Source organism: Ginsengibacter sp., from assembly GCF_057362405.1.
The window spans coordinates 1-17,221 of record NZ_JBMQQG010000265.1 but is presented as its reverse complement, the minus strand read 5'-3'; the positions used below and the strand labels follow the sequence as shown (position 1 = coordinate 17,221).

At 36.9% G+C, this 17,221-nt stretch carries 21 protein-coding genes; 16 read left to right on the top strand and 5 right to left on the bottom strand.

The annotated features are described in order from the left end of the window. Positions 1–75: 75 nt before the first annotated feature. The 8 genes from ACO1O5_RS22025 (at position 76) to ACO1O5_RS21990 (ending at position 7,355) form a co-directional block, all read left to right on the top strand. Complete coding sequence (locus tag ACO1O5_RS22025) at positions 76–1,128, top strand: cytochrome c oxidase subunit II (RefSeq protein ID WP_486274141.1); 1,053 nt, start codon at positions 76–78, stop codon at positions 1,126–1,128. A 35-nt stretch (positions 1,129–1,163) separates the two neighbouring features. Then, positions 1,164–2,972, top strand: coding sequence for a cytochrome c oxidase subunit I (locus tag ACO1O5_RS22020; RefSeq protein WP_486274140.1), 1,809 nt, complete (start codon positions 1,164–1,166; stop codon positions 2,970–2,972). Between the two features lie 88 nt (positions 2,973–3,060). Continuing rightward, entirely contained in the window at positions 3,061–3,963 is a 903-nt protein-coding gene (cyoE, locus tag ACO1O5_RS22015) for a heme o synthase (RefSeq protein WP_486274138.1), read from the top strand. A 61-nt stretch (positions 3,964–4,024) separates the two neighbouring features. Then, positions 4,025–4,591, top strand: a complete 567-nt coding sequence (locus tag ACO1O5_RS22010; protein WP_486274136.1) for a cytochrome c oxidase subunit 3 — start codon at positions 4,025–4,027, stop codon at positions 4,589–4,591. 98 nt (positions 4,592–4,689) lie between these two features. After that, complete coding sequence (locus tag ACO1O5_RS22005; protein ID WP_486274134.1) at positions 4,690–5,427, top strand: cytochrome c oxidase subunit 3; 738 nt, start codon at positions 4,690–4,692, stop codon at positions 5,425–5,427. Between the two features lie 47 nt (positions 5,428–5,474). After that, positions 5,475–5,912, top strand: coding sequence for a cytochrome C oxidase subunit IV family protein (locus ACO1O5_RS22000; protein WP_486274133.1), 438 nt, complete (start codon positions 5,475–5,477; stop codon positions 5,910–5,912). A gap of 88 nt (positions 5,913–6,000) precedes the next feature. After that, entirely contained in the window at positions 6,001–6,714 is a 714-nt protein-coding gene (locus ACO1O5_RS21995) for an SCO family protein (protein ID WP_486274131.1), read from the top strand. A gap of 29 nt (positions 6,715–6,743) precedes the next feature. Further along, on the top strand, positions 6,744–7,355 hold the full coding sequence (locus tag ACO1O5_RS21990; RefSeq protein WP_486274129.1) for a DUF420 domain-containing protein: 612 nt from the start codon (positions 6,744–6,746) through the stop codon (positions 7,353–7,355). A 14-nt stretch (positions 7,356–7,369) separates the two neighbouring features. On the opposite strand, the gene ACO1O5_RS21985 is transcribed toward ACO1O5_RS21990, so the two are convergent. The 3 genes from ACO1O5_RS21985 to trmB are packed head-to-tail and all read right to left on the bottom strand — an operon-like array spanning position 7,370 to position 8,640. Beyond that, complete coding sequence (locus ACO1O5_RS21985) at positions 7,370–7,756, bottom strand: MGMT family protein (RefSeq protein ID WP_486274127.1); 387 nt, start codon at positions 7,754–7,756, stop codon at positions 7,370–7,372. Beyond that, entirely contained in the window at positions 7,737–7,946 is a 210-nt protein-coding gene (locus tag ACO1O5_RS21980) for a C1orf53 family protein (RefSeq protein ID WP_486274125.1), read from the bottom strand. The genes ACO1O5_RS21985 and ACO1O5_RS21980 overlap by 20 nt, the downstream gene beginning before the upstream one ends. Then, positions 7,933–8,640: a tRNA (guanosine(46)-N7)-methyltransferase TrmB gene (gene trmB, locus ACO1O5_RS21975; protein WP_486274123.1), complete on the bottom strand. Its 708-nt coding sequence runs from the start codon at positions 8,638–8,640 to the stop codon at positions 7,933–7,935. The genes ACO1O5_RS21980 and trmB overlap by 14 nt, the downstream gene beginning before the upstream one ends. A 221-nt stretch (positions 8,641–8,861) precedes the next feature. Between trmB and ACO1O5_RS21970 the strand changes: the two genes are divergently transcribed. From ACO1O5_RS21970 to ACO1O5_RS21945, 6 genes are all read left to right on the top strand, one after another. Next, a complete protein-coding gene (locus ACO1O5_RS21970) occupies positions 8,862–9,662 on the top strand; it encodes a LiaF transmembrane domain-containing protein (RefSeq protein WP_486274121.1) in 801 nt (266 codons plus the stop codon). Between the two features lie 53 nt (positions 9,663–9,715). Continuing rightward, entirely contained in the window at positions 9,716–10,075 is a 360-nt protein-coding gene (locus ACO1O5_RS21965) for a DUF4288 domain-containing protein (protein WP_486274119.1), read from the top strand. Between the two features lie 86 nt (positions 10,076–10,161). Then, positions 10,162–11,130, top strand: a complete 969-nt coding sequence (locus ACO1O5_RS21960) for a sensor histidine kinase (RefSeq protein WP_486274118.1) — start codon at positions 10,162–10,164, stop codon at positions 11,128–11,130. Further along, positions 11,127–11,855 (top strand): LytR/AlgR family response regulator transcription factor, encoded by a 729-nt coding sequence (locus ACO1O5_RS21955; RefSeq protein WP_486274116.1) that lies wholly within the window; start codon positions 11,127–11,129, stop codon positions 11,853–11,855. The genes ACO1O5_RS21960 and ACO1O5_RS21955 overlap by 4 nt, the downstream gene beginning before the upstream one ends. 620 nt (positions 11,856–12,475) lie before the next feature. Next, complete coding sequence (locus ACO1O5_RS21950) at positions 12,476–12,844, top strand: response regulator (RefSeq protein ID WP_486274114.1); 369 nt, start codon at positions 12,476–12,478, stop codon at positions 12,842–12,844. A 371-nt stretch (positions 12,845–13,215) separates the two neighbouring features. Beyond that, entirely contained in the window at positions 13,216–13,692 is a 477-nt protein-coding gene (locus ACO1O5_RS21945; protein WP_486274113.1) for an Lrp/AsnC ligand binding domain-containing protein, read from the top strand. Positions 13,693–13,763: 71 nt separating this feature from the next. On the opposite strand, the gene ACO1O5_RS21940 is transcribed toward ACO1O5_RS21945, so the two are convergent. Together ACO1O5_RS21940 and ACO1O5_RS21935 are read right to left on the bottom strand one after the other, a co-directional pair. Next, positions 13,764–14,846 carry an ABC transporter permease gene (locus tag ACO1O5_RS21940; RefSeq protein WP_486274111.1) on the bottom strand — a complete coding sequence of 361 codons (1,083 nt, stop codon included), beginning with the start codon at positions 14,844–14,846 and terminating at the stop codon, positions 13,764–13,766. Positions 14,847–14,870: 24 nt separating this feature from the next. Next, complete coding sequence (locus ACO1O5_RS21935; protein ID WP_486274109.1) at positions 14,871–16,034, bottom strand: glycosyltransferase; 1,164 nt, start codon at positions 16,032–16,034, stop codon at positions 14,871–14,873. A gap of 109 nt (positions 16,035–16,143) precedes the next feature. Here ACO1O5_RS21935 and ACO1O5_RS21930 point away from each other — a divergent pair, with 109 nt between their 5' ends. Both ACO1O5_RS21930 and ACO1O5_RS21925 read left to right on the top strand, forming a co-directional pair. Next, on the top strand, positions 16,144–16,602 hold the full coding sequence (locus ACO1O5_RS21930) for a MarR family winged helix-turn-helix transcriptional regulator (RefSeq protein WP_486274107.1): 459 nt from the start codon (positions 16,144–16,146) through the stop codon (positions 16,600–16,602). A 41-nt stretch (positions 16,603–16,643) separates the two neighbouring features. Next, on the top strand, positions 16,644–17,221 hold a 578-nt coding region (locus tag ACO1O5_RS21925; protein ID WP_486274105.1), incomplete at its 3' end, for an acyl-CoA dehydrogenase family protein.

The following is a 17,221-nucleotide window of genomic DNA, read 5'->3' as shown; positions in this document are numbered from 1 at the left end:
TAATAAAAAATAAAATAATTCAAAAAGTACCTTTGCATTTGCCTTTAATGGCAACATTGGGGAAAATTAAGAAACATGACTGACTTTTTTTTGATAGCGATCATTGTGCTGATTTTTCTGGTTATCTTCCAGATTTCAAAAGCGAGTGAATATGTAAGCATTTTGAAGGGTGAAGAAAAATCCAGGAAACAGAACAACAAAATAAACGGATTTTTCATGATCGCCTTTCTAATCGCGGGTCTTATAGGAGTATGGTACTGCAATAAATTATATTATCCTAAAACTCTATTTCCACAGGGAGCAGCATCTTCAGAAGGGCAAAATATAGACACAATGCTGTGGATTACAATTGGAGTAACGGGAGCTGTATTTTTTATAACCCAGATCTTATTATTTTGGTTTGCGTTCAGGTATCAGGAAAGCGATAAAAGGAAAGCTCTGTATTTCACACACTCCAATAAACTTGAATTAATCTGGACAGGTATTCCGGCAATTGTGTTAACAGTACTGATTGTTTTTGGATTGAAATATTGGTTCAAATTTACTTCCGATGCGCCCAGGGGTTCGCAATTAGTGGAGATAACCGGACATCAGTTTGGATGGGAAATTCGCTATCCCGGAAAAGATGGAGTTTTGGGTAGAAAAAATTACAAGCTAACGGATCCGGCTAAAGGAAATCCATTAGGTGTTGACTGGTCAGACGCAGCGAGTCATGATGATATACACGTGGCAACAACGATGCATGTTGTAGTAAATAAACCGGTAAAATTGGTAATTAATTCCCAGGATGTGATACATGATGTTGGCCTTCCTCACTTTCGTATGAAGATGGACGCCGTTCCCGGAACGCCCACAACATTATGGTTTACGCCAATTTATACTACTGAACAAATGAAGACCAGAACGGGTAATCCCGATTTTGTTTATGAAATAGCCTGTGACCAGCTATGTGGAAGAGGACATTATACAATGCGTGGAGTAATTGTTGTTGAAACCCAGGAAGAATTTGATGCCTATATGGCCAGCCAAAAACCTGAATATTATAAAGCTTTCCCGGACTTGGACCCCGATAAGATTGCGGCTCATGATTCCACTACCAAAAGCGTAGCTCAGAATATTAAGAAATAAAATTTTAAGCCCCGGCTTTAAAAAAGATACCTATTATGGACAAAGAAGAAATTATTCACGGCACTCCAACGATAGTACATGACCTTGGCCACGAAGCGCACGTACATCATCACAAAGAAACTTTTATCACCAAGTATGTCTTTAGCCAGGATCATAAAATGATCTCAAAACAATTTCTTATTACGGGAATAATCTGGGCCGTGGTTGGCGGTTTATTTTCCGTAATATTTCGATTTCAATTAGGCTATCCTGATCAGACTTTTCCGTTTCTTGAAGATATTTTAGGCCACTGGGGAAAGGGAGGCAAAATTGATCCTGAATTTTATTATGCACTCGTTACCATGCATGGAACTATCCTTGTATTTTTCGTGTTAACGGCAGGATTGAGCGGCACATTTTCAAACCTGCTTATTCCATTGCAGGTCGGTGCCAGGGATATGGCGTGGCCATTTTTAAACATGCTTTCTTATTGGTTTTTCTTTATATCGTCTGTAATAATGTTTTCATCATTATTTGTGCAAACTGGTCCTGCAAGTGGTGGATGGACAATCTATCCCCCACTGAGTGCTTTGGGAGACGCATCAGATGGCGCAAAAATAGGTATGGACCTTTGGTTGACGAGTATTGCTATGTTTATAATATCGGTATTGCTTGGAGGATTGAATTATATAGCCACAATACTTAATATGCGTACCAAGGGAATGAGCATGACAAGATTGCCGCTTACCATTTGGGCGTTCTTCTTTACTGCAGTATTGGGAGTACTATCTTTTCCTGTATTATTATCAGGAGCTGTATTACTGCTGTTTGATCGCCATTTAGGAACCAGTTTCTTCCTAAGTGATATTTATGTAAATGGGAAAATCCTTCCCAATGAAGGAGGAAGCCCCATTTTATTTCAACACTTATTTTGGTTTTTGGGCCATCCTGAAGTTTATATTATTGCATTACCAGCAATGGGCATAACATCTGAAGTAATTTCAGTCAATTCAAGGAAACCCATATTTGGTTACATGGCCATGGTGGGATCTTTTTTTGCAATCGCTGCGCTATCGTTTATGGTTTGGGCGCATCACATGTTTGTAACAGGGCTCAATCCATTCTTAGGTTCATTTTTTGTATTACTCACGTTACTCATAGCAGTTCCTTCTGCAATTAAAGTATTTAACTGGCTTACTACATTATGGAAAGGAAATATAAGATTTACGCCAGCCATGCTTTTTGCCATAGGCTTTGTAAGTTTATTTATTTCAGGAGGATTAACCGGAATATTTTTGGGCAACTCTTCTTTAGATATTTCGCTTCATGATACATACTTCGTAATAGCCCATTTCCATCTCGTGATGGGTGTAGCCTCTATGTTTGGAATGTTTGCGGGAATTTATCATTGGTATCCGAAAATGTTTGGAAGGTATATGAATAATACCCTTGCCTACATTCATTTTTGGGTCACGATAGTCGGTGCCTATTCCATATTCTGGCCGATGCACTATGAGGGATTAGCGGGTATGCCCAGGCGTTATTATGACTTTAGTAATTGGGAATCGTTCAAAATGTTTGGCGGCCTCAATGAATTTATAAGTATTGTAGCATTAATAGTTTTTTCAGTTCAGTTACTGTTCATATTTAATTTCTTTTACTCCATATTTAAAGGAAGAAAAGTTACTACCAAAAATCCATGGGGCGCTAACACACTTGAATGGACAACTCCCATTAAGCATTTACACGGAAACTGGCCCGGCGAAATTCCTGAAGTTCATCGTTGGGCTTATGATTATGGTAAGGATGAAAGAGATCATATTCCGCAAACAGAACCGGTAGGAGCAGATGAACACCGGCATTGATATTTCAGGCATACAATTAATGCGGATGTATTTTGAAACTTATAATTATGCCCTGAAAAAATCAGGGCTTTTTAAAATGAATTTATAGATGAATAATGTGGCAACCAGTGTACCAAATTCAACTTCGTTCGCACTTGCTAGTAAGGTGAAAGATTACTTTCAGCTCGTAAAATTTACTTTGAGTTTCACGGTTGTATTTAGCTGTGTAGTTTGTTACCTGCTTTCGCCAAATGTGCAATTTAATTTGCAATCAGTTCTTTTATTATTTGTTGCTGGAATGTTGATAACAGGTTCGGCAAACGCCATTAATCAAATAGAGGAAAAAGATACAGACGCTTTGATGAGGCGAACAGCGAATCGGCCAGTAAGTGCAGGTAGAATGAGCGTAAACGAAGCCTGGACTTTTGCTATTATTGCAGGATTTGCAGGCTCTCTGTTAATGTGGCAGTATTTTAATTTTCTCAGCGCAGTACTAAGTTTATTTAGCTTGCTTTTGTATGCTTTTGTTTATACGCCGTTAAAAAAGATAAATTCAATTTCAGTTTTAGTTGGTGCATTTCCAGGAGCATTGCCTTGCTTAATTGGATGGGTTGCAGGAACGGGACGATTTGGCCCTGGAGGGTGGGTATTATTTGGAATACAATTTATATGGCAGTTTCCACATTTTTGGGCTATAGCGTGGGTTGCTCATAAAGACTATGAAAAGGCCGGCTTTAAACTTTTACCGGGAAGAGAAGGGCCAACAAAATTTACGGCATTGCAGTCAGTTATTTATTCGATGCTGATGATACCGGTTGGGATGTTGCCCTTTTATTTTCAGATAAGTGGAAATATCTCTCTATGGATTTTGCTGGCGTGCAATCTTACGATGGTGTACTTAAGCGTCATGTTGTTTATGCGAATGAACGTTCAAGCGGCGCGGAGGGTAATGTTTGGATCATATTTTTACCTCGTAGTTGTTTTCTTGTCGCTTTTATTCGACAAGATATAAGCAAGCGGAAAAAATGATGAAGAACTAAAAAATTGAAATTACTAAGAACGAAAGATAATTTATGATAGCCGTAATGAAGCAGGAAAAAACAAGGATACATCCGCACAAATTCACTTTGTGGATTGCCCTGGCCAGCATTGTAATGATGTTTGCTGCATTCACAAGCGCATACATTATAAAACGTAACCTGGCCAATTGGATCACTTTTGACTTACCCATAATTTTTTGGTATTCAACTGCCGTAATTATTATCAGCAGCATAACTATTATCATTAGCCGCAATTATTTCAGGCAAAGAGAAATGAAGCAATACAGGCTATGGCTTGCCGTTACTTTGGTATTGGGAATGGCATTTGTTTTTATGCAATATATGGGCTTCACACAATTATGGCGAAGTGGTGTAACGCTTACGAAGAATGTTTCCTTTTCTTTTTTGTATATAATTGTTGGCCTGCACGCATTGCACGTGATTGGGGGAATCATAGCATTGGTAATTGTATTAATCAAAGCGTTCAGCGTCAGAGTAAAAAATTATAATATGGTCCCCGTCGATCTCATGAATACCTATTGGCATTTTGTTGATCTTCTATGGATCTATTTGTTTATCTTTTTATCCGTAATTCGATGATAAGAGTTAAGTGCTGCAGGCGTTTTTTATAAATAATAAAACACTACAATAATTGAACAATTAATTTATTTTTGTAACAATCTTTTAACGATTAATAAATGGAAACAGCCCTGACAAGAACCAAGTCACAAATATGGAGCGGTGGCAAAAGCCCTTTCAACGTGAGTTATGGCAAACTCATGATGTGGTATTTTTTAATGAGTGATTCATTCACTTTTGGCGCATTTTTAATATCCTACGGCTCCATACGTTTTAGCCTTAACAGTTGGGTTGACCACAATTATGTTTTCAACAAATTTCCTTTCACCGGCGAGGCAAATCTTCCTCTTGCATTTGTTAGCTTGATGACCTTTATTCTTATTTTCAGTTCTGTAACGATGGTATTGGCGGTACATGAAGGACATAAGATGAATAAATTGGGTGTAGAGAAATGGATGATATTAACGATACTTGGTGGAATCGCGTTCTTAAGTTGCCAGGCCTGGGAATGGACACATCTTATTACAAGTCGTCATGAAGTTTTAGTGGATGGCGCTATACAATACTGGGGAACCACTACGAGTCACAATCCGTGGGGCCCGCAGGTTATGTATAATGGGCACCTGGTAGCTACACCCGGGCCGGTTGCATTTGGTGGTTATTTCTTTGGCATTACCGGTTTTCACGGTTTTCACGTGTTTAGCGGTGTCGTTATAAATCTTGTAATGCTTATAAAAACAAACCGGGGCGATTTTCAAAAGCGTGGCCACTATGAAATGATCGAAAAAGCCGGTCTTTACTGGCATTTTGTAGACCTGGTATGGGTGTTTGTTTTCCTTTGTTTTTATTTGATTTAATTTCCTGAGAAAATAATAATATTAGTTTAAAAGATTAAAGAAATTATATGAGTGCAGTTACAACAGTACATGTAATGGATGAAAGCCACAGCGAAGCACAGGTTAAAAGAATATGGAAAGCTTTTTGGATATTACTTATACTTACAATTGTCGAACTGGCCCTTGGCCTATCTGTTTATTATATTGACATGGAAGCTAACCCCAGCGAAATGCTCATTTTATTCATTAAAGGTGTCATATGTATTCTCACTTTGGCAAAGGCTTTTTATATCATTTCTATTTTTATGCATTTGGGAGATGAAGTGAGAAATCTGATTATGTCTATTGGAATTCCGGCAACACTTTTTATATGGTTTATTTTTACTTTTTTATACGAGGGGAATAGCTACAAAAATTTGCGAAATACTGATGCAGGAAGTCGTCCATACATTGAAAAAGTACAGCACCATCCGGTTCCTGCGATGAAAGAGGGAGAAAAAAATTGACAAGCCGAATTATTATTGAGTTAAAAAAAATATTAATTAGCTATCGCCATTGTGTGATAGCTAATTTTGTTTTACAAAGATATTATCAATGAAAAAGAAAGCATTGTTGGCTTTAATGTTAGCTATATTATTGCCAGCAGTCGGGTTTTTATTAACCAATTACTATAGCAAGAGAGATACTCAAATGCCCGGTCGTTATTTTTATGATAGCGTAAGCGTATCTCAGAAAAACGGGAAAACTATTTATGATACAGCATGGCACCATGTAAGTAACCTTGAATTTACCAACCAGTTTGGCAAAAAGGTTTCTTTTGCCGACTTGAAAGGAAAAATTATTGTACTGGATTTCTTCTTCACCCGGTGTCCCTCCATTTGTCCGCGACTTGCGAAAGCAATGAAGAAATTACAAAACTCATTTGTAAAAAATGATTCAATAGTTCAATTTATTTCTGTTTCAGTGGATCCGGTTCATGATTCAGTTCCTGAATTAAGAAAATGGGCGGAGAGATTTAATGTTGATCCTGATAGTTGGTGGGTTGTTACCGGTAACCGCGATAGCATATATCACTTTGCAATAAACGAAATAAAGGCAGATATCGCAGATTCAAATGTAGATACTGCTTTCATACATACTGAAAATTTTTTCCTGCTCGATAAACAAAGAGTTATCAGAGGCTGGTATAATGGCTTTGATACAACTGAGCAAAAAAAACTGGTCCAGGATATTCCCCTGCTGATGCTCGAGAAAGACCGGAAGAGAACTTTCGGCCAATTTCTAAAGAGCCTTTTTCAAAATAGTTAGGTATAGATTTTTTAAACAAGAATAAGAAGATGAGTGCAATTATAAAGAATATATTACCAGAACCAATTTTGCAGCGCAATGATAAAAGCGCAAAAATAATTATCTGGATTGTTTCAATAATTGTATTTGCGGCGGTTGCTTTTCTGGCAGAAGTAAAATTGAATATTCACTTAAGTTTTAACCCACACATTTTTGCCACCATAAACGCAATTATCAATTCAATTGTTGGAGTATTATTGTTGGCTGCGTTAATTGCTGTAAAAAGAAAAAAGTTTTTTTTGCATAAAAAACTGATGTTAACGGCTATTGTTCTTTCATTACTTTTTTTACTTTCTTATATCTGTCATCATCTTTTAGCAGGAGATACTAAATATGGAGACATCAATCACGACGGCATTTTAAGCGCAGATGAAAAATCACTTGCCGGAACGATGCGTTACGTTTATTATTTTATTCTGGCGACACACATTCCACTGGCTGGTATTATACTCCCATTTATTTTATTTACTGCTTACCGGGCCTTAACTGCAGATTATGGAAAGCACATGAAACTGGCAAGAATTACATGGCCTATATGGTTTTATGTGGCGATAACCGGCGTTGCCGTCTATTTAATGATAAGTCCTTATTATAGTAAATGATGCTACAACATTTGCTATAATCCCAATTCTCTATACGGATCCCAAAATAATTTTTCAAAATCAACAACCGTATCTTTTTCTACTTTAATTTTTTCTTTTAATAATAATTCTTCCATTTGCGTCGGTGTGCTGAAATGTGCTTTACCGCTTAACATGCCGTTCCGGTTTACAACGCGATGGGCCGGAACTTTTGGTTTAACGTTATGTGCCCCATTCATTGCCCAACCAACCATCCGGGCTGAAAGTTTGGTGCCCAAATAATTGGCAATTGCGCCATAAGAAGTAACTCTGCCTTTAGGTATTTGCCTTACTACTGCATAGACATCTTCAAAAAAACTGTATTGTTTTGTTGTAGATCGCGGTGATTCCTTCTGAATAGTTTTAATTATTTTTTTTGACATTTTTTTGTTCTGTAATCAATTTACTTTTTAATGGTTGCGATACATTTTCATAATTGTAAGGACAATGCCTACATCCATTGCCACAACAATAACCTCGCTGTAAATGATACTTTTCAGTGAATACGAGAAAATTATTTTCGTTGTAATAAAAATGAATTCCCTCTATAAAATTATCGTCACTGCTTTTCATTTTTTTTCTTTAAAATATTATCAAGCTCATCGTCTTTATCAATTAATACTTCAGGTAAAGAAAAACTTAGATAAAAAACCTTTTTGCTATTTGCTATGTCAAGGCTTTCATAATAAGTTTTAATATTCAATTCGGGAGAAATCTCTTCCTGGTTATATACATCGTCAATATCCAAATTTATTGTAAGCCTATACAAGTCAATAACAGTTTTTGTAAAATTATATAAGTCAGGCGAATCTGTTTTTAGGTGAATTTTACCGTCGGTTTTTAAAATGTTTTTGTATAGTTTAAGATACCTCGGATGAGTTAATCTTTTGTTTGCTTTCGATATTCTCAAGTGTGGATCAGGAAAAGTAATCCATATTTCTTCTATTTCGTTCCTTGTAAAATAAGTGTCTATTTTATGAATTTGTGTTCGCAGAAAAGCAACGTTGTTTAAGTTATTTTTAAGGGCATATTTGGCGCCAACCCAAATGCGGTTTCCTTTAACATCAACCCCAATAAAATTCCTTTGCTGGTACAATTGTGCAAGACCAACCGCATATTCGCCCTTGCCACAGGCAAGTTCCAGGGTAATCGGGAGTTCATTACCAAAATGCTTATTCCAATTCCCCGCCATGTTTTCAGGATATTCCAGAACATTTGCAAAGGTTTTTATTTCGCTAAATCTTTGTAACTTTTTTTGAGCCATCATGGCAAAAATAAGGTATCCGCTTTGTGTTATATTTTATAGAAGGGACGACCTCTGATTTTATTCTTGCCTGATTTTTTAATAATTAATGGTATTCCCGGTTTTATGCAAACATTCGCCGTCGGTATTATATCATTTACCGACTTTTTCCTCATGCAAGCCTATACACTATTTTAACGCATAAAACTTGTACCTACATTTGTTCTATAAATAATGGATAGTATATGGAACAAGATAAAAATGATATAAATCAATTTGGCGGATCAAGGGGTTCCCGCATGTGGAGTGGCGTTATACTTTTAATAGCAGGAGTTTTGTTGTTGGGTTACAAGATGGGAGCACCTATACCGGGGTGGGTTTTTACCTGGCCTGTTTTATTAATTGCCATTGGACTTCTAACAGGGGTTAAAAGCAGGTTTCATAATCCGGGGGCTTTTATTATGATAGTAATAGGAGGTGTTTTTTTACTTGATCAGACGAGCCCTGAGCTCAATTTTCATAATTATATTCTTCCGGTAATACTTATAGGTGTAGGGCTGATATATATCCTAAGGCCGAGAAATTCCTGGAGTCACAGGTACAGAAGAAAATGGCGTGATGATATAGATTATTATCATTCACCGGTTATTATCCCACCCACAGAACATTTTACAGATACCAGGAGCGATAATGCTGACACCGATAACGGTGAATACGTGGAAATTAATGCCGTTTTGGGAGGTGTAAAAAAAATCATTTTATCAAAAAATTTCAAGGGCGGAGAGATAAACAGCTTTATGGGCGGTACAGAACTAAATCTTTCAAAGGCTGATATCTTAAAACCTGTGGTACTGGAGGTTAATAACGTTTTCGGCGGAACTAAATTAATTGTTCCCTCTAACTGGGATATTAAAAACGAGGTCACAACTGTGTTTGGGGGCATTGAGGATAAGCGAAGTCTCAACAACACACCACCGGATGCAGGCAAAACTTTATTCTTAAAAGGTACATGTGTATTTGGAGGTATTGAAGTAACGAACTATTAATTTATTTCACTAATAACAATAACTACAATTCGATCATTTATAAAATCAACATTATGAAATGGTATCTTGCGAAATTAGTATATAGAATTATTTGCGGCGAAGGAAAACATACTCCGCAGTTTGATGAACAATTGCGATTAGTTCATGCTGAAGATGATTTACATGCTTTTCAGAAAGCCCGTACGACCGGCCACCTGGAGGAAGATAATTTTTTAAATAGTATTCATAAGCCCGTGCATTGGGAATTTATTGACGTTTCGGAATTGCATCCATTAACTGAACTAATTGATGGGGCGGAGTTATATTCACGCATTTGCGAGGAGGAAGAAGCAGACAGGTACATTCGGGTTACAAAGCAACGTGCAACTCATATACTTGAAAACAGCATGGAGAAAAGCTTTCCTTTAAATTAAAGGTCTTGGTCAACTCAAAATCGAATAGAAGATTAATTTCAGCAAGCATAACAGGCTGGTCTGTTATAAGCATAATCTATTCAATTATGTTGACCAGCATATTGAGAAATTTTAAACTCACTGATGTCGAAATAATTGTTGATGCCATAGTTAATAACTTATTGTTGACCGGGAGTTGCCTGTTAGTTCTCAATAATATGCGTTACTATTTGCCGCGGCGTGAAAAATATTGGTACATTTTAACAATAAGCATTGGTTTAAGCGGCATTTGTGTATTAATTGCAAAGGGTGTGCTGTGGTTAATATTTAAAGATGATGCGAACTACATTCAATCGCTAACACAATCTACAGGCATACGTTTTGGAATTTTATTTTTGTTGATAGGATGTATGTCGATGATGGCGTTGCTTTGGTACACACAGGAAGAACAGCAAATTATCAACGAAAGAAAAATAGATTCTGAGCGACTCTCAAGAGAGGCAGAACTATTTAAGTTACGGCAACAGTTGCAGCCGCATTTTTTGTTCAACAGCTTAAATTCGATAAGTGCACTTACAGGAAGTCAGCCCGAAAAGGCAAGACACATGATACAACAGTTAAGTGATTTTTTACGTGGAACCCTGAAGAAAGATGATCAGCAATGGAGTACTTTAGATGAGGAAATACAATACCTCAGGCTTTACCTTGATATAGAAAAGGTTCGGTTTGGGCATCGCCTGCAAACAGAAATAATCTATACTGCTGAAGCATCATTGCTAAAATTGCCATCTTTATTGTTGCAGCCTGTTGTTGAAAATGCAATTAAGTTTGGCCTCTATGATACAACCGGTGAAGTATTAATAAAGTTAGAAGCAACAAAAGAAAATAACTATTTAAAAATTATAGTGAGAAATCCATTTGATCCCGAAACCTCTCAACCACTAAAAGGAACCGGCTTTGGATTAACTTCCATACAAAGAAGATTATTTCTTTTGTTTGCGAGACAGGATTTGCTAACAACCGAAAAAAATGAATCTTTTTTTATTACAACTATACTTATACCACAATTAATATGAAGGTTATAATTATTGATGACGAACCCCTTGCAAGAAGTATTGTAAAAGAATATTTACAATCGCATGCTGACGTTGATGTAGTTGCAGAATGTAGTGATGGCTTTGAAGGCATGAAGGCGATAAACCAACATGAGCCGGATCTTATTTTCCTGGACATTCAAATGCCTAAGATAAATGGTTTTGAAATGCTGGAACTTTTAGAAAATCCGCCGGCAGTAATCTTTACAACTGCATTCGACGAATTTGCAATAAAAGCTTTTGAATTGAATGTAACTGATTATCTTCTTAAGCCATTCAGCAAAGACCGTTTTGACAAAGCTTTACAAAAATATTTGAACAAGCCCGCCGTGTCTTCGGCGCAACCTGTGATTGAAACAGCAGCACAATCACCCGGACAGCAAAACCGGGTTGTAGTAAAAGATGGGAATAAAATAAAAATTATACCCATAAATCAAATTCACTACCTCGAAGCGGCAGATGATTATGTAAAAATAGTTACGGCTGAAGGTTCTTTTTTAAAAAAGAGAACTATGACTTTTTTTGAGCAATCGCTCATGCCGTATCAATTTGTAAGAATACATCGTTCCTTCATCTTGAATACCCAACTTATAACGCGTATTGATGCGTATGAAAAGGATAGTCATATGGTATTGCTCAATACTGGCGCTAAATTGCAGGCGAGTAAATCCGGGTATATGAAGTTGAAAGAAGTGCTGGGTATATAATACTTTTAATTTTTGCGTAGCGTTCAGTAGTCTGAATTTAGCAATTCATTTCAGGCTTTGCAATAATACACCTACTTTTTTGTCGTAATACCTTTAGACTAGCAGTTGGGATTAATCGCGCCCGTAGGCTACGAACTAAAAAACTAATCGCTTGGCTTCAACTGAGGCGATAAGGTTAAGTCGGTATAAACTTTTCATCAGCCTCCATTCCTTGAGCCGGGCGCAAGATTTTTTGGAAATTGAGTTTCTCGCTTTTGGTCTATTTCTCGTGTGCGGAATATCTTCCCCTTTCGTTGAGGAAACACTTGTGTGAAGGGGCGTAGCAATTTGATTTTTCTCCCACCTGTAAACGTCTTGTTTACATCTTTCGGTTCTAAACTCTAAAGATAATTTTTTGGTAAATAGCGATAAATAGCATCAGGGTAGTACAGATATTTTTAATAATTATTTAAATTTAAGTAGTTAACAAGATAAAAAGTAAATAAAAAGTCATTATTTAATATTAGCGAGGTAATATTTGAGGGCAGGACCCTTCCAGCTGTTTTTGGGGAAAAATGAGGAAATGTATCATAATTTTTAAAGTGTACGAAATGGTTTAATTATTGTAGTGTTCAAAAACTATGGATAAGATATTAATTGTAGACGACAATTCTGATATACTCTGGGTTGTTGAAACCGTTCTTAAAAGATATGGATTCGATGTAATGGCTCTGCCAAGAGGTGAAGATGTGCTTCCAAAAGCCAAATTATTTTGCCCTCAACTAATTTTGCTTGATGTTTTTCTTTCAGGAATCGACGGCATTGAAGTCTGCAATAAATTAAAAGAAAATCCGAAGACAAAAGATATACCAGTCATCATGTTTTCGGCGCATACTAATTTCACTGATATTCAAAAGTTTTGCAAGGCCGATGATTTTATAGCAAAACCTTTTGACGTTAATGAATTGGTAAGTAAAATTCAATTCCAGATTAAAGCAGGAGCAGCTTAAATCACTCCAGGGAATAGCTTATAATAAAAAAGCCTGAGAAGATGAATTCACAGGCTTTTAAGCTGTAGGGGGAGGGATCGAACCTCCACGAGGCAGTTAGCCGTAGCACAAAGTTCAGTGGTCGACCCTGGTCGATGTCTTATTTCTAAAACAACGGCTCTATGCTATGTTTATCCTGTTATCCTCACCCCCGAGACAAGAGGGCATGTCTGCCAAAAATTTCATCACCCCACAATTTTTAAGAACTTAATAGTGCAAATCTAATATAACAAGCCGTATTAAAAAAATATTTTAATAAATTGACATAAAATATAGAAATCATTCAATAAATTGTTTATTTTTATAAAATTAATTTAAAATAGAAACTTATTATGGCATCTAAGTTAAACCTCGACAAACTAGATCTTCAGATCATTCAGGAAATGTTGCAAAATGCAGAAACACCTTATGCAGAACTGGGTAAAAAACTCTTTGTCAGCGGCGGTACAATTCATGTTCGTATAAAAAAGCTGGAAGAGTTTGGCATAGTTAAAGGTAAAAAATTAAATGTAAATTTAAAACAGTTGGGATATGATATCACAGCTTTCGTTGGAATCTTCCTCGAAAAAAGTTCACTATATGATTCGGTAGCTACTGAGCTTGAAAAAATTCCAGAAATTGTACGACTCAATTATACAACTGGCAATTATAGTATGTATATCGAAATTGTTTGTAAAGACATTAACCAACTCCGATATGTGTTGCACGACGAATTGCAAAAAATTAAAGGAATCGAGCGAACTGAAACTCTGATTTCTCTTGAAGAAAGTTTCAACCGGAGTGTATTGGTAGCTAAAGATGTTAGCTGATATTTTGAGAACGGAGTGGAAGATATAACGAAGTGGGGTTTTGCTACTGGCAACTAACGTTTTGTTTCCCGCTATCCTCTCACATCTAAAGCATCCCTCAGCCCGTTTCCGAGAAGATTGAAGGCAAGTACCAAAATCATAATGGCTATTCCCGGCGCAAGCGCCAGCGTTGGATTGTGAGTGATGATGAAGTTGTAATTTTCTTTAATCATTAATCCCCAACTTGGCGTAGGAGGTTGTACGCCTACCCCAAGGAAACTAAGCCCGGCCTCAATAATTATTGCGCTGGCAAAATTGGATGCAGCGATTACAATAACCGGCCCGAGTACATTTGGTAAAATATGCCGAATAATAATTCTCATATTTTTGAGCCCCAGGGCCTTGGCAGCCTGTATGTATTCCATTTCACGCAACGCCAATACTTGTCCTCTTATCGTTCTGGCAACGTTGACCCACATGGTAAGCCCAACAGCTACAAATATTTGCCAGAAGCCTTTACCCAATGATAAGGTAATTCCAAATACCAAAAGCAATGTGGGCATACTCCATATTACATTAATCATCCACATGATAATATTATCCACTTTACCTCCAAAATAGCCAGCCACAGCGCCTAAAATAATTCCAATGCTGAGGGAAATGAGAACAGTTATAAGACCAACGGCGAGGCTTACCCGAACTCCCACAATAAGGCGGCTTAAAATATCACGCCCGAATTTATCTGTGCCTAGCCAGAAAGTTTTGGAAACGATAAAGTTTTTTTCCGGCAGAGAATTTTTCGACCAGCTTTCCCTTTCCGCAACGCCTTCATCAATATATTTTTGGATGATGACGGAGTCTCTTGTTTCCTTAAAATTATTTATGGGAATGAAGAGGCACTCGTCTTCTTTACCAAACAATAACCGGTTAAGAAACCCGGGTGAAGAAATCTTTTTCTCTTTATTTACTTTTAAAAATAATTGCCGGAAACCAGGTTTACGTGCCTGTATCTCCACAACTTGCCTGTCTGCATTGGGAGTTGAATCTGGTGAAATGAAATAGGCAAAAATTCCCATTAACACACAAATGCAAATAACTGCAAGACCAATTATGGCGCCTTTATTTTTCTTTAGCCGTTTCCAGGCATTTTGTGAAAAGGAAAATGATTCCGTCATTATTAATATTATTTCAACCGATGGTTAATGTACCTTTCTTTCTTTCCAGGTATAAGATCCAAATTTACCTAGCCATCCGGCAACCAACGTATAAATAATATGAAATGGCTGAGAAGGAATGAACCACCAAAGTAATTTTTGCTTTCCTAAAAATTTTGCTACTGGAAAAAGAAATAATAGCTCTGTAATTATTTTAACTGCAAATAAAATCAATAATAAGTAAAAAGCTTTCAGGTATAAGAATGAATAAACAGACAGAAAAAATATCCATGCATTCAGGAAATATACCAGGAAAAGAACAGTAGTAATTTTTAGGTCAGGGTACCTGTCAGCTTTACTCGCCCATCGAACTCGCTGGTTTATAAATTCTTTTAAATTTTCGGATGGTTGCGTTTGTACTATCACGTTAGTAGACTTTATATACCCTATTTTACCAGGATATTTCTTTTCAATTTTATGCATCAGCAACATGTCATCACCACTGGCGATATTGTCGATACCTTCAAATCCATTTACTTTATGAAATGCACTTTTTTCATAAGCCAGGTTGGCGCCGTTACACATGTTGTGTACTTTTTTATAAACTGATGCGCCGGTAATTCCCTGTAGTGTCATAAAATCAAGTGACTGAAATATCTTAAAAAGTTTTTTAAACGATGAATCATTTGATGACGGATCTGCATATGTAACGGGGGCCGCAATAAAAACTGAACCTGTTTCTTCAAAATAAGAAGCGATTGTAGTAAGCCACGCCTGCTGAACTATGCAATCTGCATCAGTAGTTACTATTAAGCTTCCTTTCGCCAACCCAATACCAGTTTCAATTGCCTTTTTTTTATAAGAATTCAGGTTTTTGCTTCCTTCAAAATCGGCAAGTTTTATTAAGGTGATATTGTTTCGTTTAAATGAATCGACAATAGCAGCAGTGGAATCAATTGAATGATCATCCACAACTACAATTTCAAATAAATTCGCCGGATAAGTTTGCTTCAGAATCGATTCAATACAGAGGCCAATATTTTTTTGTTCATTTCTTGCAGCAATAATAACTGAAACTGTTGTTGTGTTTTTATGATTTTTTTCTCCAGTTTTTTCAAATGTTTCCAGTTGCAACCAGCTTTGCCTGTAATAGATAATGAGAATGGTATAAGGAACCAACAGCAAAAGAGAAATCGCCTGTAAAATCATGAAATAGCTTTACTACTGCATTTTACAATTATTTAATACAGTGTTAGCAAAAATAAATTTTTTGAATTCAAATGAATTTCTAACTTTGTGTAGTTGCATAAACAACTATATGTCAAACAACCAATTTAAGAAAGGGGAATTATACAGCTTTATTACCGGCAAAGCATCTACAGCAATTGCCCGGCGGCTACAGAAAAATTTTAAGCAATCGGGAATGGAAATAACCATTGAGCAATGGAGTGTGTTGTATCATTTGTGGAAACAGGAAGGCCAAAGCCAACAACAGTTATGTGAAGCCACCTTTCGCGATAAGCCAAGTATAACAAGATTGGTGGATAACCTTGAGAAGCAAAAACTGGTAAAGAGAGTTCCGTCTAAAGAAGATCGCAGAATTAACCTCATCTATTTAACAAAAGAAGCGTTGAATTTGCAGGAAAAAACTATGGAACTCGCAAATAAAACACTTAACGAAGCGTTGGATGGTGTAACGAACGGGCAAATTGAAATTGCAAAGGAGGTTTTGCAGAAGGTGTATGATAACCTTGCTAATCTCCCTTTAACTGATTGATAAAAATTGTAAATACAATTCACTTAATAAAATTTAAAATCATGAGCACAACAACAACAGCCTCACTATTGAAAGGTGGCGAATGGCTGGTTAAAAAAGGTAATGCTTTTGAAACATTTACCCCGGAAGACTATACTGAGGAACAGCTGATGGTTAGGGATATGTGTAACCAGTTCTTGCAGACGGAGGTTCTTCCTGTCATTGAACGCATTGACAAAATGGAGCCGGGACTTATGCCATCATTGATGGATAAAGCTGGTGAACAGGGTTTATTGGGCGCTTCGGTTCCGGAAGAGTTAAATGGTCTTGGCAAAGATTTCGTTACTTCTACCCTGGTAAGCGAAGGATTAGGAGGTGGCTACTCCTTCAGTGTGGCAATGAGTGCACATGCAGGTATCGCCACATCACCCATTTTATATTTTCGAACAGAACAACAGAAAAAGAAGTACGTGTCAAAATTGGCTACAGGCGAATGGAAGGGTTCATACGGACTAACGGAACCGGGTAGTGGCAGCGACGCATTAGGAGCCAAAACAACTGCAACGCTTTCGGCAGACGGAAAATATTATTTACTCAATGGACAAAAATGCTGGATCACTAACGGGGGTTTTGCAGATGT

Bases quoted from the DNA above. Each gene is read 5' to 3' on its own strand.
- ACO1O5_RS22025 (WP_486274141.1), top strand. From the start codon at position 76: ATGACTGACTTTTTTTTGATAGCGATCATTGTGCTGATTTTTCTGGTT.
- ACO1O5_RS22020 (WP_486274140.1), top strand. From the start codon at position 1,164: ATGGACAAAGAAGAAATTATTCACGGCACTCCAACGATAGTACATGAC.
- cyoE (WP_486274138.1), top strand. From the start codon at position 3,061: ATGAATAATGTGGCAACCAGTGTACCAAATTCAACTTCGTTCGCACTT.
- ACO1O5_RS22010 (WP_486274136.1), top strand. From the start codon at position 4,025: ATGATAGCCGTAATGAAGCAGGAAAAAACAAGGATACATCCGCACAAA.
- ACO1O5_RS22005 (WP_486274134.1), top strand. From the start codon at position 4,690: ATGGAAACAGCCCTGACAAGAACCAAGTCACAAATATGGAGCGGTGGC.
- ACO1O5_RS22000 (WP_486274133.1), top strand. From the start codon at position 5,475: ATGAGTGCAGTTACAACAGTACATGTAATGGATGAAAGCCACAGCGAA.
- ACO1O5_RS21995 (WP_486274131.1), top strand. From the start codon at position 6,001: ATGAAAAAGAAAGCATTGTTGGCTTTAATGTTAGCTATATTATTGCCA.
- ACO1O5_RS21990 (WP_486274129.1), top strand. From the start codon at position 6,744: ATGAGTGCAATTATAAAGAATATATTACCAGAACCAATTTTGCAGCGC.
- ACO1O5_RS21985 (WP_486274127.1), bottom strand. From the start codon at position 7,756: ATGTCAAAAAAAATAATTAAAACTATTCAGAAGGAATCACCGCGATCT.
- ACO1O5_RS21980 (WP_486274125.1), bottom strand. From the start codon at position 7,946: ATGAAAAGCAGTGACGATAATTTTATAGAGGGAATTCATTTTTATTAC.
- trmB (WP_486274123.1), bottom strand. From the start codon at position 8,640: ATGATGGCTCAAAAAAAGTTACAAAGATTTAGCGAAATAAAAACCTTT.
- ACO1O5_RS21970 (WP_486274121.1), top strand. From the start codon at position 8,862: ATGGAACAAGATAAAAATGATATAAATCAATTTGGCGGATCAAGGGGT.
- ACO1O5_RS21965 (WP_486274119.1), top strand. From the start codon at position 9,716: ATGAAATGGTATCTTGCGAAATTAGTATATAGAATTATTTGCGGCGAA.
- ACO1O5_RS21960 (WP_486274118.1), top strand. From the start codon at position 10,162: ATGTTGACCAGCATATTGAGAAATTTTAAACTCACTGATGTCGAAATA.
- ACO1O5_RS21955 (WP_486274116.1), top strand. From the start codon at position 11,127: ATGAAGGTTATAATTATTGATGACGAACCCCTTGCAAGAAGTATTGTA.
- ACO1O5_RS21950 (WP_486274114.1), top strand. From the start codon at position 12,476: ATGGATAAGATATTAATTGTAGACGACAATTCTGATATACTCTGGGTT.
- ACO1O5_RS21945 (WP_486274113.1), top strand. From the start codon at position 13,216: ATGGCATCTAAGTTAAACCTCGACAAACTAGATCTTCAGATCATTCAG.
- ACO1O5_RS21940 (WP_486274111.1), bottom strand. From the start codon at position 14,846: ATGACGGAATCATTTTCCTTTTCACAAAATGCCTGGAAACGGCTAAAG.
- ACO1O5_RS21935 (WP_486274109.1), bottom strand. From the start codon at position 16,034: ATGATTTTACAGGCGATTTCTCTTTTGCTGTTGGTTCCTTATACCATT.
- ACO1O5_RS21930 (WP_486274107.1), top strand. From the start codon at position 16,144: ATGTCAAACAACCAATTTAAGAAAGGGGAATTATACAGCTTTATTACC.